The 21,575-nt window shown below is 68.1% G+C and carries 18 protein-coding genes and 2 pseudogenes; 18 read left to right on the plus strand and 2 right to left on the minus strand.

The window, feature by feature from the left end; translation table 11 throughout:
• Positions 1-5 precede the first annotated feature (5 nt).
• The 5 genes from H9L17_RS09300 to H9L17_RS09320 all read left to right on the plus strand — a co-directional run bounded on the left by H9L17_RS09300 (position 6) and on the right by H9L17_RS09320 (position 4,493).
• The gene (locus H9L17_RS09300; protein WP_187569194.1) at positions 6-950 is read left to right on the plus strand and encodes an alpha/beta fold hydrolase; all 945 of its coding nucleotides are present in this window, start codon (positions 6-8) and stop codon (positions 948-950) included.
• 621 nt (positions 951-1,571) lie between these two features.
• The gene (locus tag H9L17_RS09305; protein WP_187569195.1) at positions 1,572-2,387 is read left to right on the plus strand and encodes a hypothetical protein; all 816 of its coding nucleotides are present in this window, start codon (positions 1,572-1,574) and stop codon (positions 2,385-2,387) included.
• 268 nt (positions 2,388-2,655) lie between these two features.
• Entirely contained in the window at positions 2,656-3,405 is a 750-nt protein-coding gene (locus H9L17_RS09310) for a hypothetical protein (protein ID WP_187569196.1), read from the plus strand.
• Positions 3,406-3,483: 78 nt separating this feature from the next.
• Positions 3,484-4,203, plus strand: a complete 720-nt coding sequence (locus H9L17_RS09315; RefSeq protein ID WP_187569197.1) for a hypothetical protein — start codon at positions 3,484-3,486, stop codon at positions 4,201-4,203.
• A gap of 23 nt (positions 4,204-4,226) precedes the next feature.
• Complete coding sequence (locus H9L17_RS09320; RefSeq protein ID WP_223158041.1) at positions 4,227-4,493, plus strand: hypothetical protein; 267 nt, start codon at positions 4,227-4,229, stop codon at positions 4,491-4,493.
• Here H9L17_RS09320 and H9L17_RS09325 read toward each other — a convergent pair.
• Entirely contained in the window at positions 4,478-5,413 is a 936-nt protein-coding gene (locus H9L17_RS09325) for a carbohydrate kinase family protein (protein WP_187569198.1), read from the minus strand. The two genes, H9L17_RS09320 and H9L17_RS09325, sit on opposite strands and share 16 nt — an antisense overlap.
• Before the next feature lie 249 nt (positions 5,414-5,662).
• On the opposite strand from H9L17_RS09325, the gene H9L17_RS09330 reads away from it, so the two are divergent.
• The 13 genes and pseudogenes from H9L17_RS09330 to rarD all read left to right on the plus strand — a co-directional run bounded on the left by H9L17_RS09330 (position 5,663) and on the right by rarD (position 20,501).
• Positions 5,663-6,706 (plus strand): rod shape-determining protein, encoded by a 1,044-nt coding sequence (locus H9L17_RS09330; RefSeq protein ID WP_187569199.1) that lies wholly within the window; start codon positions 5,663-5,665, stop codon positions 6,704-6,706.
• Positions 6,707-6,827: 121 nt separating this feature from the next.
• Positions 6,828-7,808, plus strand: a complete 981-nt coding sequence (mreC, locus tag H9L17_RS09335) for a rod shape-determining protein MreC (protein ID WP_187569200.1) — start codon at positions 6,828-6,830, stop codon at positions 7,806-7,808.
• On the plus strand, positions 7,805-8,284 hold the full coding sequence (gene mreD / locus H9L17_RS09340) for a rod shape-determining protein MreD (protein ID WP_187569201.1): 480 nt from the start codon (positions 7,805-7,807) through the stop codon (positions 8,282-8,284). Before mreC ends, mreD begins: the two co-directional genes overlap by 4 nt.
• Before the next feature lie 3 nt (positions 8,285-8,287).
• Positions 8,288-10,144: pseudogene (mrdA, locus tag H9L17_RS09345) on the plus strand (penicillin-binding protein 2); the annotation flags it as partial.
• 83 nt (positions 10,145-10,227) lie between these two features.
• Entirely contained in the window at positions 10,228-11,355 is a 1,128-nt protein-coding gene (gene rodA / locus H9L17_RS09350; protein ID WP_187569203.1) for a rod shape-determining protein RodA, read from the plus strand.
• Between the two features lie 77 nt (positions 11,356-11,432).
• Complete coding sequence (gene mltB, locus H9L17_RS09355) at positions 11,433-12,527, plus strand: lytic murein transglycosylase B (protein WP_187569204.1); 1,095 nt, start codon at positions 11,433-11,435, stop codon at positions 12,525-12,527.
• A pseudogene (locus H9L17_RS16150) lies at positions 12,524-13,764 on the plus strand (septal ring lytic transglycosylase RlpA family protein). Before mltB ends, H9L17_RS16150 begins: the two are co-directional and overlap by 4 nt.
• A 103-nt stretch (positions 13,765-13,867) precedes the next feature.
• A complete protein-coding gene (locus tag H9L17_RS09370) occupies positions 13,868-15,076 on the plus strand; it encodes a D-alanyl-D-alanine carboxypeptidase family protein (protein ID WP_187569207.1) in 1,209 nt (402 codons plus the stop codon).
• A 91-nt stretch (positions 15,077-15,167) separates the two neighbouring features.
• Entirely contained in the window at positions 15,168-15,446 is a 279-nt protein-coding gene (locus H9L17_RS09375) for a DUF493 family protein (protein WP_187569208.1), read from the plus strand.
• A 98-nt stretch (positions 15,447-15,544) separates the two neighbouring features.
• Positions 15,545-16,228, plus strand: a complete 684-nt coding sequence (lipB, locus tag H9L17_RS09380; RefSeq protein WP_246455214.1) for a lipoyl(octanoyl) transferase LipB — start codon at positions 15,545-15,547, stop codon at positions 16,226-16,228.
• Between the two features lie 199 nt (positions 16,229-16,427).
• Entirely contained in the window at positions 16,428-18,611 is a 2,184-nt protein-coding gene (locus tag H9L17_RS09385) for a carboxy terminal-processing peptidase (RefSeq protein ID WP_187569210.1), read from the plus strand.
• Positions 18,612-18,687: 76 nt separating this feature from the next.
• The gene (yedA, locus tag H9L17_RS09390) at positions 18,688-19,581 is read left to right on the plus strand and encodes a drug/metabolite exporter YedA (RefSeq protein WP_187569211.1); all 894 of its coding nucleotides are present in this window, start codon (positions 18,688-18,690) and stop codon (positions 19,579-19,581) included.
• Entirely contained in the window at positions 19,578-20,501 is a 924-nt protein-coding gene (gene rarD, locus H9L17_RS09395; protein ID WP_246455065.1) for an EamA family transporter RarD, read from the plus strand. Before yedA ends, rarD begins: the two co-directional genes overlap by 4 nt.
• Before the next feature lie 4 nt (positions 20,502-20,505).
• Here rarD and H9L17_RS09400 read toward each other — a convergent pair whose 3' ends face one another.
• Positions 20,506-21,504: a hypothetical protein gene (locus tag H9L17_RS09400; protein ID WP_187569212.1), complete on the minus strand. Its 999-nt coding sequence runs from the start codon at positions 21,502-21,504 to the stop codon at positions 20,506-20,508.
• Between the last annotated feature and the right edge of the window lie 71 nt (positions 21,505-21,575).

Here is a 21,575-nt window from a genome sequence, read left to right on the forward strand (position 1 = left end):
ACGCGATGGCGCTGCTTTTCTTTGCATCGGTACTGATCGCGGCGCTGTTGGCCGCGATCGTCGCGCTGTGGCGCGATCCCATGCGGCTGGTGCGCGGCGAGTTCGCGCGCCAGCGCCGCGCCGCCGGGCTGTCGCGCGGCATGGTCGAGGCGGCGGGCCATCGCTGGGTGTATGCGCACCGCGCCGCCGCCGATCCGGCCGCGCCGGTCGTGGTGATGGTCCACGGCTTCACCGGCAGCAAGGAGAACTGGTATCCGCTGGCGCGCGCGCTGGGCGGCCGCTATCGCCTGCTGATTCCGGACCTGCCCGGCTGGGGCGAATCCGAACGCAGGCCCGGCGCGGCTTACGGCTTCGTCGAGCAGGCGGCGAACGTGGCCGCGTTCATCGATGCGCTGTCGCCGGAGCGGCCCGTCGTATTGCTGGGGCATTCGATGGGCGGCGGCATCGCCGCGCTGGTGGCGGCGCGCTGGCCGGAGCGCATCGCCAAAGTGGGATTGTTCAACGCCGCCGGCGTGCGCTTCGACGACAATCAATTCGGCCTGGACGTGCTGGCCGGGAAGAACCCGTTCGCGGTGGAGGACGCGGCGACGCTGCGGCGCTTCGTCGACACGGTGTTCTTCGACGACGCGGCCAAGCCGTGGATTCCGTGGCCGGCCTCCGCCGCGCTGATCGCCAAGCGCCGCGCCGACGCCGCCTTCGAGCAGACGGTGCTGGACCGCATCGGCCGCGGCGACGAGAGCCTGCTGCCCGGCGAGGAAGCCAGCCGCATCCGCCAACCCGCGCTGCTGCTGTGGGGCCGGCAGGACGCGGTGATCGACCCCAGCGCGCTGGCGCTGTACGCCGCGCGCATTCCGCAGGCGCGCCAGGTCCTGCTGGACGGCTGCGGCCACATGTCGATCGCGGAGCGCCCGCGCGAGGTGGCCGAAGCGCTGGTGAGATTCCTGCAATAAGTTTTTAGAATGCAAAGATTTATGAAGATAATTTGCTATTTCTTTTTCTATTTTTAGAGTTGGTCAGTCATTCTAAATTCAGGATCGAGAGCGTGCGCGGATTCGTTGGAGTCGTATGTGTTGGAATTGCATTGATACTTGCGCCGATATCGTCGCCAGCGCGTATAGCGGATATGGGCGGCGGATATGTATGCAACATAGCGTCAACCACTTCGGGTGATACGACGTGGTATTTCGTTGGTGATTGCTTTTATATGGATGATACGGGTGGAGGGGGAGGGGAGGGGGTGGATATCCACCAGATCCGCCGCCAAGTGGCGGCGGTGGGGGAGGGGCTGGTTCTTACACCGTGCCGAGGGATTCGAATAATCCCGAGAATGTAAAGTGTAGCGCAGATGGTCCGGCCCGTTATTTGTCTGCAAGACAAGATTTCCTGAAATGGAAAGCCTCGACTCGGACGACTCAAATCTACGGAAAGGGCGAAATCTTAAAGATATCGTATCTTGGAGGTGGAGATGAAAGATATGTTTGGATTCCTGGAACAATGGCGAGTCCAACGGCGCCAGCGGAAGATATGCTTGCGCGCGTTCCTGATTCGCTGAACTGCCCGCGGTGATGGAAATGAAAAAAATCGTTATGCCTCTGGTTTGCTCGCTGCTTCTTTTTGTAATTGGAGCTTATGCTTTGTGGAAGAATTTTCCGCTAGGGCATGAGCAAAGGCAGACTCATGAAAAGACTGTTGAGAATCGGCGGCCTGAAAGTGGCGACGAAATATTCTCTACCGATAAGGGGCGCAGCCCTGGAAAATATACGGAGTTGTATGATAAGTATTCGACTGGAGCCTTGAGTGGTGATCCGGTTTCAATAGATAAATTCATACGCCTTGAAGGGGCATGTGAAAGTGGAGTAAGTGTCATTCCGGGTGTCGAAATTCCTGTGGAAGTCAAGAGGTTGCGAGATTTTTGCGCTATGCATTATTCGAGCAAAGAGGAGTTCGATTATCGTGTAAATGTGCTTCGAAAGCAGTCCTATAGCGCAAAATTAGAGGCTAGGCTCCGAAAGGTAGAGGAGGTGGCGGGAAAGGATGTTGCCAGACGAGAATTGTCAGCTGAGCTTCGGAGTGCTAACGCGGATCAAGCTCAAATGATTCTGGAATATGCTTCAAATGCGGATCTTGTTCCTGAAGAGTTGAGTTCTGAGGCTGATATCAGAGCCGATCCGTCACTAGCAGAAAAATTGTCGATCTTGAGTTATATAGAGTTTTGTAGACGCGGTGGCGAGTGCGGTGATTCAGATTTTCCCGCATTGGCTGCGTGTGTATCTTTGCCCCCATGTTCGAGCAAATTTGGTTTGCTGGAAGTAATTAGGAGGGCTTCAGCGCCACGAGATTACGAGGCGGCTCAGTCAATGAGTGAAATGCTGCATGGAAGGCGCTGAGAGAGTGTGACTTCAGTATTTAATGCGCGACGTAATTTAGCTTGGCCTGTATTTTGTTCTTCCGGCATCAGATGAAAAAGATTCAGTTAGTGGGTCAGTGCAAAAGTGCAAATTTTTGCTTTTCAATCGGAAGCGTTAATTTTGATTTTCAGGACTTAATTTCTTGGGTGGAAACCGTCAGTTCCATTGAAAATAAATCTAACATGATCGAAAAGAATAGAAAGTGCGCGTTGTGGCGGCAGGATGTGCGTACCGCTGGGTGTGTTCCATGAGCGAAAGAAATCGATATTGGCTATCTGCATTACTGTTGCTAGTGTTGGCTATTGTTGCACTTGTGTGCTTGCTTGTTCGTCAGCAAGAGGGAAAAGCGAAAAGTGAGCGGCTGGGAATGATTGCCGATGTCAATGTCCCGGAACGCAATGAAAAATTTTCTTTGGGCGTAGAAAGGCCTTCTGCCAGTGTGAAAGAGGAGGATGGACTTGAAGAATATGTGTGCGCCATCAGGAAAGAGCTTTGTCTCGATGATCCGATTAGTGCTGCTACGGAAGCCGAGGCGCGCTGGTTGAAGCAGTTTGGTTACCCATCGCATCGTCGTCTTGAACAACTTGAGGCGATGTCATTGTCTGAGCTGGAGGCGCTTGCCCATAAAGGTGATCTTTCTGCAAGAGTGGTGCTTGGAAGAAAGCGAATCGAGATGAAGGATCACATTGCTGGGCGCTCTGATTTGATGGGCGCCCTGCTGGATGGGAGTACATATGCAGCTATTGAGATGGCGAGAAGCAATACTCCAGATATTCCAAGCTCTTCTTTGTCCGAAGCGCGATCCTATTATAGAGTTGCTTATCTTCTGGGTGACTGGAAAGCGCCAAGAGAGGCATATATTTCACAACAGAAGTACGGCGGCTTCGATAGCTGGGAAATGGTGAGATCCGACGAGCGTGCCATGGAGCTGTATCGGAATATCCTGAAGTACAGAGGTGAGAATCATATTCCGCTTCGAGTCTGGCCGAGGCCGTGATGCTCATGGGACCGCGTTTTTAGGCATGCTTGGTCTCGGCTTCACCTGCTTTCATTTTCGTTATACGGTATCCCGATGATGAAACAGATTGCTGTGCTCGCCCTGTGCCTGCTCCTGCCCGCCTGCAAGCGCGACGATCCCGAGGCCGCGGCGCGCGCCGCGGCCGAGCAGGCCGCGGCGAAGGAACAGGCCGCCGAGACGATGGAGAAGCAGTTCGAGGAGGCGGTGGCGGCGCAGAACTGGCGGCTGGCGAAGGGCTACGGCGACGTGCTGCAGATGGACCATCCCACCAGCGCGGCGGCGGCGCGGGTCAAGCCGAAGCTCGACGACGTGCGCGCCCGCGCCGAGGCGCAGCAGCGGCAGGAACGGCTGGCCGCGCTGTGGAGCTACGGCGACGAACCCGTCGGCAAGGACGGCCACCAGCTGTCGGCGTCGATCTATTCGCAGGAGCCGGTGGACACCGACGGCGGCGGCGCGCATCCGGTGCGGCTGATCTTCCGCGACCATCCGGAATGGGGCCGCAGCGCCTACCTGGTGCTGCAGGCCGGCGACTTCGACTGCTATTCCGGTTGCAAGCTCAAGGTCGTGGTCGACGGCAAGACGCACACGCTGCCCGGCTCGCGGCCGAAGACCGACGAGGCCATCGCGATGTTCATCGACGACTGGAAGGGCCTGTGGAAACTGGCGAAGGCCGGCCAGCAGCTGTCGATCGAGTTCCCGACCAAGCCCGTGGGCCGGCGCACCGCCGAGTTCGAGGTCGGCGGGCTGGAGCCGTCGAAGCTGCCGAAGTGGAATTGAGGCGCTGACGCGAAGCTAGGGTGGTGCGGGGTTTCGACATCGCCGTCGTCGCGCTGGTCAGCGCCGCCGCGCTGGCGCTGCACGTCGGCCTGTTCGTGCTGATCCGGCGCTGGATGGACCGCGACCTGGCGCTGTCGTTCGCCGGCGATGACGCGCACCGGCGCGACTACATGCTGCGCTGCCTGCGGCGGGCGAAGGCGGAAGACGTGAAGCGCCGCGACCTGCCGGCCTGGCTGGAGCGCGCGGCGGCGGAATGCCCCGCGCGCGCCGAACCTCAGGCCAGCGCGTAGCTGAACTGCTGGCGGAACTGCTCCGCGAATTCCTCGTAGTCGAAGCGCTGGTTCTGGGTGCCCGGGTGCTCGACCTTGAGCGCGCCCATCAGGTTGCCCATGCGGCCGATGGTCATCCAGTCGTAGCCCTTCTCGATGCCGAAGATCAGGCCGGCGCGGAACGCGTCGCCGCAGCCGGTCGGGTCGGTGACGCGGCTCTCGTGCGCGGGCGGGATGCGGTAGGTCTGGCCGTCGGCGTGGATCTCGGCGCCCTTGGGGCCGCGGGTGGTGATGTAGGCCTTGACCTTGCCGGCGATGTCGCGCTCGCTCCAGCCGGTGCGTTCCTGCAGCAGGTTGGACTCGTAGTCGTTCACGCAGACGTAGTCGGCCTGCTCGATGAAGTGGCGCAGCTCCTCGCCGTTGAACAGCGGCATCGCCTGGCCCGGATCGAAGATGAAGGGAATGCCGGCCTCGGCGAATTCCTTCGCGTTCTGCAGCATGCCCTCGTAGCCGTCCGGGCTGACGATGCCGATGGTCACGCCCGGCACGTCGCGCACGTGGTTCTCGTAGCTGCGCATCATCGCGCCCGGGTGGAAGGCGGTGATCTGGTTGTTGTCGTGGTCGGTGGTGATGAAGGCCTGCGGGGTGAACAGCTCGTCGATCACCTTGACGTGGTCCAGGGTGATGCCCTGTTCGTCGAACCACTCGCGGTACGGGCCGAAGTCGGCGCCGACGGTGGCCATCGGGATCGGGTCGCCGCCCAGCAGCTTGAGGTTGTAGGCGATGTTGCCGGCGCAGCCGCCGAACTCGCGGCGCATCCGCGGCACCAGGAACGAGACGTTCAGGATGTGCACCTTGTCCGGCAGGATGTGGTTCTTGAACTGGTCGGGGAACACCATGATGGTGTCGTAAGCCAGGGAACCGCAGATCAGCGCAGCCATCGGGACGTCCGTCGAGGATGAATGAGGGGATGTTAAACGCAGGCGCCCCAGGCGCCGCGATGCGGGCCGGCGGGTCGTGCGCAGGGGCCGCGATTCTACAGGGTTTCGGCGCCGCCATTCCCCATTCCGCGGCGCCGTTCTGCTAGGCTAATCGCCCCCCGGCGCGGCGCTGTCGCGCGCGTTTCGGGCCCGGCTCCTGCCCCGCGTCCCCCCACGCGGCCTTCCCCCATTTCCCGGCGCGATTCCAGCATGTTCAAGTTCCTCAGGGGCTATTTTTCCAGCGACCTGTCCATCGACCTCGGCACCGCCAACACCCTGATCTACGTGCGCGGCCAGGGCATCGTCCTCAACGAACCCTCGGTGGTGGCGGTGCGCCAGGATCGCGGCGGCGGCGCGCGCGCGGTGGCGGCGGTCGGCAGCGAGGCCAAGCAGATGCTCGGCCGCACGCCCGGCCACATGACCACGGTGCGGCCGATGAAGGACGGCGTGATCGCCGACTTCACCTACACCGAGGAAATGCTCAAGCACTTCATCCGCAAGGTGCACAAGTCGCGCGTGCTGCGGCCCAGCCCGCGCGTGCTGGTGTGCGTGCCGGCCGGTTCGACCCAGGTCGAGCGCCGCGCGATCAAGGAGTCGGCGGAAGAGGCCGGCGCGCGCGAGGTCTACCTGATCGAGGAACCGATGGCGGCGGCGATCGGCGCCGGCATGCCGGTGACCGAGGCGCGCGGTTCGATGGTGGTGGACATCGGCGGCGGCACCACCGAGGTGGCGGTGATCGCGCTGAACGGCATCGTCTACTCGCAGTCGGTGCGCATCGGCGGCGACCGCTTCGACGAGGCGATCATCGCCTACGTGCGCCGCCACCACGGCATGCTGATCGGCGACGCGACCGCCGAGAAGATCAAGATGGAGCTGGGCAACGCCTACCTGCAGCAGCACGTGCGCGAAATGGAAATCTCCGGCCGCCACCTGGCCGAGGGCGTGCCGAAGATCATCACCATCAATTCCAACGAGGTGCTGGAGTCGCTGCGCGAGCCGCTGGCCGGCATCGTCTCCGGCATCCGCCTGGCGCTGGAGCAGACCCCGCCGGAGCTGTGTTCCGACGTGGCCGAGCGCGGCATCGTGCTGACCGGCGGCGGCGCGCTGCTGCGCGACCTCGACAAGCTGATCTCCGAGGAGACCGGCCTGCACGTGCAGGTGGCGGACGATCCGCTGACCTGCGTGGCGCGCGGCGGCGGCCGGGCGCTGGAACTGGTGGACATGCACGGCAACGAGTTCTTCGCGCCGGAATGAGATGGGGCGAGGAGTGAGCGGAGAGAAGTGAGGAGCGAGTAAAAGCGCTGCCTCGTTTCCTCCGTTCCGCTCGCTTCCGATCTTCCTCACTTCTTACTTCTCTCCGCTCACTCCTCGCTCAATGCCCCACGCCGGCCCTTCCGCTTCCCGCCCCGGCGACATCGCCGGCGTGCTGCGGCTGCTGGCGTTCCTGGTGCTGGGCGTCGCGCTGATGCTGCTGGACCATCGCGGCGGCTGGCTGCGCTCCACGCGCGTCCACGCCGAGGCGGCGGTGCAGCCGTTGTGGTGGCTGGCCGGGCTGCCGTCGCGGGCAGGCGAGAGCCTGCGCGAGAACGCGGTCACCCGCACCCAGCTGGCCAGCGACAACGCGCGCCTGCGCCAGGCCCTGCTGCTCACCGAAGCGCGCAACGCCCGGCTGCGCACCGCCGCCGCCGAGAACGCGCGCCTGCGCGGCCTGCTGGACAGCGCCGAGCGCGGCCGCCTCGACGTGCAGCTGGCCGGCGTCATCGACATCGACCTCGATCCCACCCGCCAGCGCCTGCTGCTGGACGCCGGCAGCGGCAGCGGCGTGCGCGCCGGCCAGCCGGTGATCGACGCCGGCGGGCTGATGGGGCAGGTCATCGCCACCACCCCGACCACCGCCACCGTGCTGCTGCTGACCGATCCCGACCATGCGGTGCCGGTGATGGTGGCGCGCAGCGGCGTGCGGCTGGTGGTCTACGGCACCGGCCGCAGCGACGCGCTGCGGCTGGCCGACGTGCCGCTGTCGGCCGACGTGCGCGAGGGCGACGAGCTGCTGACCTCGGGGCTGGGCGACCGCTTTCCCCCGGGCTTTGCGGTGGGCAAGGTCGGCGCGTTGCGCGCCGACGATACCCGCGCCTTCCTCGAAGCCGATGTCGCTCCGGCCGCGCAGCTCGACCGCGGCCGCGACGTGCTGCTGCTGCGCGGCTACAAGCCGGCCGAGGCGGGCGCGCCGGCCGCCGCCGCATCGACGTCCGCGGCTTCGACCGCCGCGCCCGCCGCATCGGCGGCTTCCGCTTCCGCGCCGCCTCCGGCATCGAAGCCGACCGCATCCGTACCCCCTGCGGAGCGCGCGCGATGAGCCGCCTGCGCAACGGCTGGGTGCTGCCGGCCAGCCTGGTACTGGCGCTGCTGCTGGGGCTGGTGCCGCTGCCGGGCGTGCTGCAGGCGCTGCGGCCGTACTGGCTGGCGCTGGTGCTGGCCTACTGGCTGCTGGAGGCGCCGCACCGGGTCGGGCTGGGCACGGCGTTCCTGCTCGGCCTGCTGGCCGACCTCGCCTTCGGCAGCCTGCTCGGCGAGCAGTCGCTGCGGCTGGTGGTGCTGGCCTTCATCCTCGAACGCTTCCGCGCGCGGCTGCGGTTCTTCCCGGTGTCGCAGCAGGCGCTGACCATCGGCGTGCTGCTGCTCAACGACCGTGTCATCACCGCGGGCATCCACCTGGCGATGGGCGTGCCGCAGCTGCCCTGGCCGTACTGGGCCGCGCCGGTGGTGGGGATGCTGCTGTGGCCGCCGCTGCACCTGCTGCTGGACGTGCTGCGCCTGCGCCGGCGCGGTTGAGCGATGCAGCGCCGCGCCCGCCAGATCAAGGACCACGCCGCCGAAGCCGCGCTGTTCCGGCGCCGCGCGTTGGCCGGCTTCCTCGGCGTGCTGGCCGGGCTGGGCATGCTGGGCGGCTGGTATTTCCGCCTGCAGGTGCTGCGCCACGACGAGTTCGCCACCCGCTCCGAGGCCAACCGCCTGCGGCTGGTGCCGGTGGCGCCGGCGCGCGGCCTGATCTACGACCGCAAGGGCCGCATCCTCGCCGACAACGTGGCGGCGTGGCGGCTGGAGGCGGTGCCTGAGCGCGCCGGCGACGGCGCGAAACTGCTGGCGAGCCTGCAGGGCGTGGTCGCCCTCGACGACGAGCAGAAGGCGCAGTTCCTGCGCGACTACCGGGCGGCGCGGCCGTTCAAGCCGGTGACGATCAAGCTGCGCGTGCCGGACGAGGAAGTGGCGCGCTTCGCGGTGGACCGCTGGCGCTTTCCCGGCGTCGAATTGGTGCCCTACCTCGGCCGCATCTATCCCTACGGCGCGCTATTCGCGCACGTGGTCGGCTACGTCGGCCGCATCGACGAGAAGGACATGGCCGCGCTGGGCGATGCCGGCGGCGCCTACAGCCACACCGGCAAGACCGGGCTGGAGCGCCATTACGAGCAGCAGCTGCGCGGCAAGCCCGGCTACCGGCGGCTGGAAACCAACGTGGCCGGGCGCACCGTGCGCGCGCTGGACACGGTGCCGGCCACGCCGGGCACCGACCTGCGACTGTCGATCGACGCCGAACTGCAGCAGGCGATGGTGGACGCCTTCGGCCAGCTGGAAGGTTCGGGGGTGGCGGTCGATCCGCGCAGCGGCGAGATCCTGGCGATGGTCAGCCTGCCGGGATTCGATCCCAACCTGTTCGTCAACGGCATCAGCCACGCCGACTTCAAGGCGCTGAACGACAACCCCTCGCGCCCGCAGTTCAACCGCGTGGTGCTGGGCGGCGTCGCGCCGGGCTCCACGATCAAGCCGCTGACCGCGCTGGCCGGGCTCGACAGCGGCCTGCGCACGCCCGGCGACCGGGTCCTGTCCACCGGCGTGTTCCGCCTGCCCGGCATGCGCGGCCGCGGCTGGCTGGACGGCGTGCACGGCTGGACCGATGCGCGCAAGTCGATCTACGAATCGGTCAATACCTACTATTACGAACTGGCGCTGGACATGGGCGTGCAGCGCTACGACGCGTACATGACGAAGTACGGCTTCGGGCAGAAGACCGATATCGATCTGGCCGGCGAGATCGAAGGCATCGTGCCGTCGCCCGCGTCGAAGATGAAATACGCCAAGCAGCGCTGGTATCCGGGCGACCTGGTCAACTCGTCCATCGGCCAGGGCCTGTGGAAGGTGACGCCGCTGCAGCTGGCGCGCGGCGTGGCCGCGATCGCCGACGGCGGCTGGATGCGGCGCCCGCACCTGGCGGCCGAGCAGCGCGCGGGGTTCGACGCCCCGTGGCAACCGCTGCCGCAGTCGCCGGCGGTGCGCATCAGCGATCGTCCGGACAACGTGCGCGTGATCCAGGAAGGCATGGCGATGACCACGACGGGCTCCGGCACGGCGGCGCGCGTGTTCCGCGGTTCGCCGTACCGTTCGGCGGGCAAGACCGGCACGGCGCAGGTGGTCAACCGCGCCGCGGCCGCCGTCGATCCGCGCTCGCTGCCGCTGTGGAAGCGCCATCGCGCGCTGTACATCGGCTATGCGCCGGCGGACGAGCCGACCATCGCGGTGGCGGTGGCGGTGGAAGGCGGCGGCTTCGGCGCGGATACCGCCGCGCCGATCGTGCGCAAGGTGTTCGACGCCTGGCTGCTCGGCAGGATGCCGGCGCCGCCGCAGCCGGCGGACGCGCTGGCGCCGGCGACGCGGCCCGATTTCTCCGACGTGCGCGGCACGCCGGGCGCGACGCCGGTGGCGCGGGAGGCCAAGACCCCATGAAGACCCTGCTGCGCCTGCTGCTGGACCTGCTGCTGCGCTTCGCGCGCACCCTCGACCTGCCGCTGCTGGCCGCGCTGCTGGCGCTGATGGGGATCGGGCTGGCGACCCAGTACAGCGCCGGCAACGAGTCGCTGCGCGGGGTGGCGATGCAGGGCGCGTTCTTCTGCGTGGGCCTGGGCGCGCTGTGGGTGGCGTCGCGGATTCCCGCGCACCTGCTCAAGCAGGCGACGCCGGCGATCTTCGCGCTGTCGCTGCTGCCGATGGTGCTGGTGCTGTTCATCGGCAGCGGCAAGTACGGCAACCACTGGATCAACCTCGGCTTCTTCAACGTGCAGCCGTCGGAACTCGCCAAGCTGACCCTGCCGATGATGCTGGCTTGGCATTTCGACCGCCAACGGCTGCCGCCGCGCTTCGGCGTGCTGCTGGGCGGGGTGGCGATCATCGCGCTGCCGGTGGGGCTGACCCTGCTCCAGCACGACCTCGGCACCGCGGTGCTGATCCTCGCCACCGGCGTGTTCGTGCTGTTCCTGGCCGGCACCTCGTGGTGGTGGTGGGGCGCGGCCGGCGTGGTGGGCGGCGGCGGCTTCGCGCTGGCGATGTTCGCGCCAATCCGCTGGTTCTCGTTCCTGCGCCCGTACCAGCAGGACCGCATCCTGACCTTCCGCAATCCCGAGAACGACCCGATGGGCGCGGGCTGGAACATCCTGCAGTCGCAGATCGCGATCGGCGGCGGCGGCATGACCGGCAAGGGCTGGGGGCAGGGTACCCAGTCGCACCTGAACTACCTGCCCGAGCACACCACCGACTTCGCCTTCTCGGTGCTGGCCGAGGACTTCGGCTGGCTCGGCGTGGCGGCGACGCTGGCGCTGTACCTGTTCCTTGTGGCGCGCTGCCTGTGGATCGCCGCCGACTCGCGCGACGGCTACGCGCGGCTGCTGGCCGGCGCCATCGGCCTGTCGCTGTTCGTGTACGTGCTGGTCAACGGCGGCATGATCTCCGGCCTGCTGCCGGTGGTCGGCGTGCCGATGCCGCTGCTGAGCTACGGCGGCACCTCGGCGGTGACCATCCTGCTGGGCTTCGGCGTGGTGATGGCGCTGAAGGCGCGGCGGCCGATCCACCGCTGAAACGCACCGCCCGCGCCGCATCGAGCTGAATGCGGCGTTCCGGTTCCGCCTTGCGACGCGTGCTACCCTCCGCGCCGATGATCCGACGCACCTTGCCCTGCCTCGCCGCGCTGGCGCTCGCCGCCTGTGCGGTGCCGCCGCCGAAATCCATGCCGGAGGCACCGGCCGCCGTGCTGGCGCCCGATGCTCCCTTGCCGGCGCCGATCCGGGATCCCGCCGTCGCCCGCGCCGAATTCGTGCGCAGCACCTCGCAGCGCTTCGGCATCCCCGCCGCCGACATCGAGGCGGTGCTGGCCAAGGCGCAGATTCGCGAGCCCATCGTCAAGGCGATGTCGCGTCCCGCCGAAGCGAAGCCGTGGCGTGACTACCGGCCGATCTTCATCCAGCCGTCGCGCATCGACGGCGGCCGCGCCTTCCTCGAGGCCAACCGCGCCGCGCTGCAGCGTGCCGAGGACGCCTACGGCGTGCCGAAGGAAATCGTGACCGCCATCATCGGCGTGGAAACCAGCTACGGCGGCAACAAGGGCAGCTGGCCGGTGGTCGATGCGCTGTACACGCTGGCCTTCGCCTATCCGCGCAGCGGCGACCCGGCGCGCGTGGCCTACGAGGACAGGCGCGAGGCGTTCTTCCGCGACGAACTGGCGCAGCTGTTCGCGCTGGGCAAGGAGGAAGGCATCGACATCGCGACGCTGAAGGGCAGCTACGCCGGTGCGATGGGCTGGGGCCAGTTCATGCCGTCGAGCTATCGCCAGTACGCGGTCGATGGCGACGGCGACGGCAAGCGCGACCTGTTCAACGATCTCGACGACGTGATCGCCTCGGTCGCCAACTACTTCGCGCAGAAGGGCCAGTGGCAGCGCGGCGGCCCGGTGATGCAGCGCGCGGTGCGCGACGCATCGGCCGCCGATTTCGCCAATCCCGGCAACGCGGTGACGCTGGATCGCACCCTGCCGATGCTGGCGGCGCTGGGCTACCGCCCCGCCGCTGCGCCGCTGGCCGATGCCGCCGCGCCGGCGACGCTGATCACGCTGGAGGGCGTGGCCGGGCCGGAAGACTGGATCGTGTTCAACAACTTCAAGGCGATCACCAGCTACAACATCTCGCGGCTGTACGCGACCGCGGTGTTCCAGCTCGCCGAAGCCATCGCCGGGCGCAGCCCGGATCCGGCATGACGCCGCGCGCGCTGCTGCTGGCCGCATTGCCGCTGGCCTTGGCGGCCTGCGCCACCACCGGCGGCGGCGCGAAGCAGCCGTCCGCACCGGCCGCCCACGTGCCGCCCGCTTCGACGGGAGCGTCGGCGTCGGCGCATCCGCCGAAGAAGGCCTCGCCCTACGCGCCGGCCCAGGAAGACCTGTCCAAGCGCGGCGACTACGTGGCCGGCGGGCTGTTCCGCCCCGGCGTGGCCGACACCGTGCCGGACGAGATTCCCGACGTCGACGCGATTCCCGAGCCGGAAGTGCGCGACGAGCCGCGCGCCCGCACCGGCAACCGCGACTACGCCGTGCTGGGCACGAAGTACCGCGTGCTCGACGACCACAACGGCTACGTCGAGGAAGGGCTGGCCTCGTACTACGGCAAGAAATTCCACGGCCGCCGCACCTCCAGCCAGGAGGTGTACGACATGTACGCCTTCACCGCCGCCCACAAGACGCTGCCGCTGCCGAGCTTCGCCCGCGTCACCAACCTCGACAACGGCAAGTCGGTGGTGGTGCGGGTCAACGACCGCGGGCCGTTCCACAAGGGCCGGGTGATCGATCTCAGCTACGCGGCGGCGGTCAAGCTGGGCTATCGCGACAAGGGCACCGCGCGGGTGCGCGTGGAGGCGCTGTCGCCGGACGGCGATGCGCCGCTGCTGGCGTCGGCGAACGGCGCGGCGAGCGGCATGGACCGGTTGGTCGAGAAGCTGCCGGGCGCGGAGCAGGCGGCGGCGACCGCCGGCCATCGCTTCGACATGCGCCAGGACGGACGCACCATGGGCGCCGAGGAATTCGACGCGTGGATGCGCTCGCGCCGCATCCGCGTGGCGACCGGCAAGCCCGCGCCCGTGCTCGCGGCGGCGGAGACGGCGCAGATGCCCGCCTCCGCGCCGGCAACCGCAACCGCGATCGCTTCCCCGTCCGTCGCACGGGGCCGTCCGCCGCGCCTGCGGTCACCGCACCCGCCGCCGCATCGACGGGCGACGAAGTCACCTTGCAGGTCGCCAGCTTCGGCAACCAGCGCAACGCCGAGCAGGCGCTGTCGATGCTGCAGGGCGCGGCGATCGCGCGCGCGCAGCTGCTGAATGCGGACGTCAACGGCAAGAAGGTCTGGCGGCTGCGGATCGGGCCGGTCAGCGAGGCGGCCACGCCGGAACTTGCGGCGCGCATCGTCGGTCTGGGATTCGGGCAGCCGCAGCGCGTGCGCGACTGATCGCGCGCGTCGCCGATCGGCCCGCCATTCCCGCCTCGCGGCTTAGAATGCCCGCTTGAATGTTTCGCGCCGCGCCCGCGCGGCCCATCAGGAGTTTTCGTTGATGCATCCCCGTTCCCTGCTGCCCGTCGCGCTGGCTGCCGCCGGCGTCGTGTTCGCCTCCGGCTTCGCCGTCGCCCAGACCCCCGCGCCCGCCCGCCCCGCCGCGCTGAGCGACAACCTGCCGGTGCCCGACGCGCCCGCGCCCAAGGTCAGCAAGGCGTGGCTGCTGATGGACTACGCCACCGGCCAGGTGCTGGCCGGCGAGAACGTCGATGCGCAGGTGGAGCCGGCCAGCATCACCAAGGTGATGACCAGCTACGTGATCGCCGCGGAAATGGCCGCCGGCAAGGTCAAGGCCACCGATCCGGTGATGATGACCGAGCACGCCTGGCGCGAGGGCGGCGCCGGCACCGACGGCAGCTACAGCGGCTTCGAGGTCAACAAGACCGCGCCGCTGGAGCAGATGGAAAAGGGCATGGTGGTGCAGTCCGGCAACGACGCCGCGATCGCGCTGGCCGAGCACGTCGCCGGCAGCGAGCAGGCATTCGCCCAGCTGATGAACGCCTACGCCAAGCGCATCGGCATGCAGCACTCGCATTTCGTGAACCCGCACGGCCTGAGCGCCGAGGGCCACGTCACCACCGCGCACGACCTGGCGCTGCTCGGCCGCGCGCTGATCCGCGACTACCCGGAAGCGTATTCGTACAACAAGATCAAGGAATTCACGGTCGGCCCGATCACCCAGCCCAACCGCAATCTGCTGCTGTGGCGCGACGCCAGCGTGGACGGCATCAAGACCGGCCACACCTCCAGCGCCGGCTACTGCCTGATGGCCTCGGCCAAGCGCGGCGACCAGCGCCTGATCAGCGTGGTGATGGGCGATTCCAGCGAGAACCAGCGCGCGGTGGATTCGCAGGCGCTGCTCAACTGGGGCTTCCGCTTCTACGAAACCCACCGCCTGTACGAAGCCGGCAAGCCGCTGGCCTCGCCGAAGGTGTGGAAGGGCGAGGGCGACACGGTGCCGGTCGGCGTGGCGCAACCGCTGCTGGTGTCGACCCCGCGCGGCAAGTACGACCGCCTGAAGGCGACGATGGACCTGCCGAAGTCGCTGATCGCGCCGATCGCCAAGGGCCAGCACATCGGCACGGTGAAGGTGACGCTGGACGGCAAGCTGATCGCGCAGGCGCCGCTGGTGGCGACCGCCGCGGTCGAGGAGGGCGGCTTCTTCAAGCGCCTGTGGCACGAGCTGCTGATGTGGTGGAACGACTAAGTCCTTGGATGCGGACGCGGGGCGGATCGACCCCGCGCCCGCCATTCGGCGGCGGTTGGGGAATGCCCCTGCCGCCCCCATAATCCGGCACATGGACATTCATTCCGACAATCCCGAGCACGGCTTCCAGTTCCCCGGCACGTTCGAGCTGTCGGCGATGGGCGCCGCCGACAAGCACCTGGAAAGCGCGCTGCCGCAGCACCTGGCCGACGCCGGCATCGAAGTGCTGCACGAAACCGTCAACTGGAGGCATTCGGCCAACGGCAAGTACGTGTCGGTGCGGATCTCGTTCCGCGCCAACTCGCGCGAGGATTACGACCGCGCCCACCAGGCGCTGCGCGACCATCCGGAAGTGAAGTGGACGCTGTGACGCCCTTTGCTCCCTCCCTTGCGAAGCAGGGAGGGCTGGGGAGGGGTGCTTTTCATGACTCCCAGCCAGCAGCAACCCCTTCCCGGTCTCCCCCTGCGCTGCGCGCAAGGGAGGAGGCAGGCGTCGCCCGCATCGGCATCGCCCGCGACCTCGGCCGCCAGCCCTACGAACCGGTCTGGCGCGCCATGCAGGCGTTCACCGACGCGCGCGACGACGACACCGCCGACGAGGTCTGGCTGGTCGAGCACGACCCGGTGTTCACCCTCGGCCAGGCCGGCAAGCCCGAGCACGTGCTGATACCGGGCGACATCCCGGTGATCCACGTCGATCGCGGCGGCCAGGTGACCTACCACGGCCCCGGCCAGATCGTGGCCTACCCGCTGCTCGACCTGAAGCGGCTGAAGATCGGCGTGCGCGACTACGTCTGCAAGATCGAGCAGGCGATCATCGACACCCTCGCCGAATGGAACATCGAGGGCGCACGCAAGGACGGCGCGCCGGGCGTGTACGTGGCCGGCGCCAAGATCGCCTCGCTGGGCATCCGCGTGCGCCGCGGCCGCACCTTCCACGGGCTGGCTTTCAACATCGAAGGCGAAAGCACCGCCGCGTTCGCGCGCATCAATCCCTGCGGCTACGCCGGCCTGCAGGTGGTGGCGCTGTCCGACCTCGGCGGGCCGTCCTCGCTGGAGGCGGTGAAGCCGGTGCTGCTGGAACAGCTGGGCCGGCGCTTCGGGCTGGACTGGCGGCATGAAGCGGCGCCACCACAGGCGCTGACCGACTGACGCGTCGCCGCGTCGGCGGCCTGCGCCAGCACGCCGGAAAACAGGACGCTTTGGTGCAATCCGCGTTCACATAAGCTCACGCCGGACGGTTACAGTGCGATAAACCGCGCGGTGCGAACTTCCGGCACTGGCCCGCGGTCGAAAACGCCAGCATCCTGACCGCCACCCTCCACAGCGGCCCCCACGCCGCGGAATCCAGATGATCCGCAACCGCCCCCTGATCGTTCTGTCCATCGGCTTGGCGCTGGCCGCGCCGCTGGCCCTGCTGGCCGGCAGCGGCGACATCGCGCTGTCCAACGGTCCCACCCAGGACCAGTCCACCACCGCGCGCATGGTCCACGGCCTGCTCTCGGACAGCCGCTACGCCTACCGCCCGCGCGCGCTGGACGATGCGCTGTCGCGCGAGGTGCTGACCGAATACCTGAAGACGCTCGACCCGGGCAAGGTGTTCCTGACCGCGCAGGACGTGGCCGGTTTCGACAAGTACGCCACCGCGCTGGACGACGCGATCAAGAGCGGCAAGGTGGAACCGGCATGGGCGATCTTCGCGCTGTACCGGCAGCGGGTGGAGCAGCGCATCGGCTATGCGCGCGGCCTGCTCAAGGGCGAGTTCGACTTCAACAAGGACGACCGCTACCAGTACGACCGCGAGGACGCGCCGTGGGCGGACGCGGCCGGGCTGGACACGCTGTGGCGGCAGTCGGTGAAGAACGACTGGCTGCGCCTGAAGCTGGCCGGCAAGCAGCCGGACGAGATCCGCAAGACCCTCGACAAGCGCTACGCCAACCTGCTGACCAGCGTGCAGCAGCTGAAGGGCGACGAGGTGTTCCAGAGCTTCATGAACGCCTACGCGGGCAGCATCGATCCGCACACCGACTACATGACCCCGCGCAGCGCGGAGAACTTCAACGTCTCGATGTCCAACTCGCTGGAAGGCATCGGCGCGGTGCTGTTCCGCCAGGACGACGTGGTGGTGATCCGCGAGATGGTGGCCGGCGGGCCGGCGGCGCGTAGCGGCAAGCTCAAGCCGGGCGACCGCATCGTCGGCGTCGGCCAGGGCACGTCCGGCGAGATCAAGGACGTGATCGGCTGGCGCATCGACGACGTGGTCTCGCAGATCCGCGGCGCCGCCGACACCCAGGTGCGGCTGGACGTGGTGCCGGCGGAAGCGCCGCTCGACAGCAAGCCGCAGCTGGTCCAGCTGACCCGCGCCAAGGTGCGGCTGGAGGACCAGCGCGCCAAGGCCGAGACCATCGTGGTGCCGGCGTCGGGCGATGCGCCCGCGCGGCGCATCGGCGTGGTCAAGCTGCCCGGCTTCTACCAGGACTTCGAGGCGCGCCGCCGCAACGACGCCAGCTACGCTTCGGCCACCCGCGACGTGGCGAAGATGCTGGCCGACTTCCGTACGCAGAAGGTCGACGGCGTGGTGCTGGACCTGCGCGGCAACGGCGGCGGCTCGCTGACCGAGGCCGTCGAACTCACCGGGCTGTTCATCGACAAGGGCCCGGTGGTGCAGGTGCGCGAATCCGGCGGCAAGGTCAGCGTGCAGTACGACCAGGACGCGGGCGTGGCCTGGGACGGGCCGCTGGCGGTGCTGGTCAACCGCGGCTCGGCCTCGGCCTCGGAAATCGTGGCCGGCGCGATCAAGGACTACGGGCGCGGGCTGGTGATCGGCGAGACCACCTTCGGCAAGGGCACCGTGCAGACGATGGTGGACCTGGACCGCTGGCCGGCCAACGAGAAGCCGCGCTTCGGCGAGGTCAAGCTGACCGTCGCGCAGTTCTTCCGCCCGGACGGCAGCAGCACCCAGAACAAGGGCGTGACCCCGGACGTGGCGTTCCCGGCCAGCGTGGATTCCAGCGAGTTCGGCGAGAGCACCTATCCCAACGCGCTGCCGTGGACGCGCATCGCCTCCGCGCCGCACCTGCGCTACGGCAACTTCGCGCCGCTGCTGGGCGCGCTGGGCGCGCGCCACCAGGCGCGTTCGGCCAAGGACGTGGAATACCAGTGGTGGGTCGAGGACGTGCGCCGCTTCCGCGAGGAACAGGCGAAGAAGTCGATCTCGCTCAACGAGGCCGAGCGCCGCGCCGAGCGCGACCGCTTCGACGCGCAGCGCAAGCAGCGCGCCGAGGAGCGCAAGCGGCTCGGCATCGAGCAGGATCCGCTGCTGGAGTCGCGCGCCGACGACGGCCTGACCGCCGACGAGCGCAACGTCGCCGACTCGGTGGCGCGCGAGGCGGCGGCGAAGAAGGCCACCGATCCGCTGCTGCGCGAATCCGCGGCGATCCTGGCCGACGCCATCGGCCTGCTCGGCAAGGATGCGAACTTGGCGGCGCAGGTGCTGCCGGCGACGCGCAACGCCGCCGGCCACTGGGCCGACTGATCGCGCCGCCGCTTCCGTTTTCCATGGTGTACCGGGCGGGCGTCTTCGGACGCCCGCCGCTGTTCGGGGAATTGCAATGCCGTCTTCCTCACCGCCCGCCGCCCGCGTCGCGCTGGCGCTGGCCGCCGTCTACGTCATCTGGGGCTCCACCTACCTCGCGATCCGCTTCGCGCTGGAGGGCGGGTTCCCGCCGTTCCTGCTCGGCGGCATCCGCTTTCTCGTCGCCGGCTCGCTGATGCTGGCGTTCCTGCGCTCGCGCGGCGTGCCGCTGCCGACCCGCGCGCAGTGGCGCAACGCGGCGGTGATGGGCGGGCTGATGCTGCTGCTCGGCAACGGCATGGTGAACCTGGCGGAGACGCAGGTATCGTCCGGGCTGGCCGCCGTCACCGTGGCGTCCGCGCCGCTGTGGATGGCGGTGTTCGCGGCGATGCGCGGCGACAGGCCGACGAAGCTGGAAGCGCTGGGCCTGGGCATCGGCTTCGTCGGCGTGGTCTGGCTCAGCACCGGCGGCAGCCTGACCGGCGCGCCGATGGGGCTGGTGGCGCTGCTGGTGGCGTCGGTCGCGTGGTCGTTCGGGTCGATCTGGAGCCGCGGCCGCGACCTGCCGTCGCCCTTCATGTCCTCGGCGGCGCAGATGCTGTGCGGCGGAATCATGATGCTGGTCGTCGGGCTCGCGATGGGCGAGCGCCTGCACGGCCTGCCCAGCGCGCACGCCATCGGCGCGTTCTGGTACCTGGTGGTGATGGGCTCGCTGGCCGGCTTCTCCGCCTACATCTGGCTGCTGCACCACGTGCGCCCGGCGCTGGCCGGCAGCTACGCCTACGTCAATCCGGCGATCGCCGTCGCGCTGGGCGCGTGGCTGGCGCACGAGCGCTTCGGCCTGCGCGAACTGGTGGCGATGGGCGTGATCCTGTCCGGCGTCGTCGCAATCACGCTGGCCAAGGCGCGCAAGCCGAAGGCGGCGTCGTGAGCGCGGGCGAGCTGGATCGCCGCGGCGTCTGGATCGCGGTCGGCGCCTACGTCGCCTGGGGGCTGATGCCGCTGTACTGGCACCTGCTGAAGGTGGTGCCGTCGATGCAGATCATCGCCCACCGCGTGGTCTGGAGCGCGCTGCTGGTCTGCAGCTGGCTGGGCTTCAAGTACGGCCGCGGCTGGCTGCGCGAGACGCTGGCCCGGCCGCGCGCGGCTTCGATGCTCGCGCTCAGCGGCGTGCTGATCGCGTTCAACTGGGGCCTGTACATCTGGGCGGTGAACGCCGGCCACGTGGTGGAATCCGCGCTCGGCTACTTCATCAACCCGCTGCTCAACGTGGTGCTGGGCGTGGCGGTGCTGCACGAGCGGCTCAACCGCGTGCAGTGGCTGTCGGTGGCGATCGCCGCCGTCGGCGTGCTGTGGCTGACCTTCAACTACGGCAGCTTCCCGTGGATCGCGCTGGCGCTGGCCGCTTCGTTCGGCGCCTACGGGCTGGTGCGCAAACTGCTGGGCGCGCCGCCGGTGCGCGGGCTGGGCGTGGAGAGCCTGTACCTGCTGCTGCCGGCGCTGGCCTTCCTGGTCTGGACCGAAGCCAGCGGTCGCGCCCATCTGCTGGCGCATGCCGACGCGCCAAGTTGGGGCGCAGGCGTCGTCGGGTTGCTGGTGTTCGGTGGCGTGCTCACCGCGCTGCCGCTGATCGGCTTCGCCGCGGCGGTGCAGCGCATCCCGTATTCGCTGGTCGGCCTGCTGCAGTACATCTCGCCGACGCTGCAGCTGCTGGCCGGCGTGCTGATCCTGCACGAACCCTTCGGCCGCGACCGCGCCGTCGGCTTCGCCTTCATCTGGGTCGCGCTGGCGCTGTACGCCGCCGACGGACTCTGGCGCTCGCGCAGGCGCGCGGCGGTTCCCGCACCGTAGCGCGCTAAAGAATCTTCGCCGCGATCCAGAGCACCACCAGGATCACCGTCACGGCCAGCGCCAGCCTGCTCTGGTTGCGCTGCTTGATCGCGCGGTCGTGCATGTCCTGGGTCAGCCGCTGCATGTCCGGCGCCAGCGCCTCCATCCGCGAGGAAAGCGCCGCCAGCGCCGCTTCGGCCGCAGGCCCGGAGGCGTCCTGCAACGCCGCCATCTCGCGGTTGATCTGCTCCAGCCGGGTGACGGTGTCGAGATCGCGCGCGCTCATGCCCGCATGCCAGAGCGGCGATGCGTCGGGGTTGTGCCGCTTCAGCATCGTCTGTGCGGCGGCGAGGATGGCCTCGGGCGGCTGGTCGAGATTGTTCAGGGGAATCTCGATCTCGCCCGTCGCCGGCTGGCCGGGCCGCCAGCCGCGGTAGCGCCAGCGCGCGAACAGCGGCAACTGGCCCACGAAGCGGTGCGGCTGGCGCACGCCGACGAGCAGCGAGCTGATCGTCCGGCCCTTGACGGTGACCTGCTTCAGCGCGATTCCCACGACGTCCTGCCACGGCATCGCGCCGTACTGGACATGACGCAGGCCGCGCATATCGAGCGAGAACGCGGGCCCCGGCTCCATCGACAGGCGCAGGGCGTGCCAGCCGATGTAGCCGAACAGCAAGGCCATGCCGATGCCGCCCAGCACGAGCGCGTATTCCTGCTTGTCGGCGCCCGCATAGATGCAGATCAGGGACATGGCCACGAGGAAGCCGGACACCAGCAACAGCTCGCGCTGCCGGATGTTCGCTTCGAATCGGCCCGCGGTTTCCGCCGCGCGGATGGTTGCTTGCAGGCGTTCCTTCTCGGCTTGCACGCGCCCGCGATCCAGCCAGAAGGCGAAACCGCCCAAGGCAAGGCCGGGAATCAGGAAGGGCAGGCCACGCACCGGCGAGGTGCCCAGGAGAATCACGCCGATAAGAACCAGCAGGATCGCCACGATCAGCAGCAGGAGGGCGAACAGACGTTTCATGGCGGCCCGGGCAAAGCCGCGATCTTAGTACGCCAGACAAAAAGACGCCGGCCATCGAGGGTCGGCGTCGG

The sequence above is a fragment of the Thermomonas brevis genome (assembly GCF_014395425.1).
GTDB lineage: Bacteria > Pseudomonadota > Gammaproteobacteria > Xanthomonadales > Xanthomonadaceae > Thermomonas > Thermomonas brevis.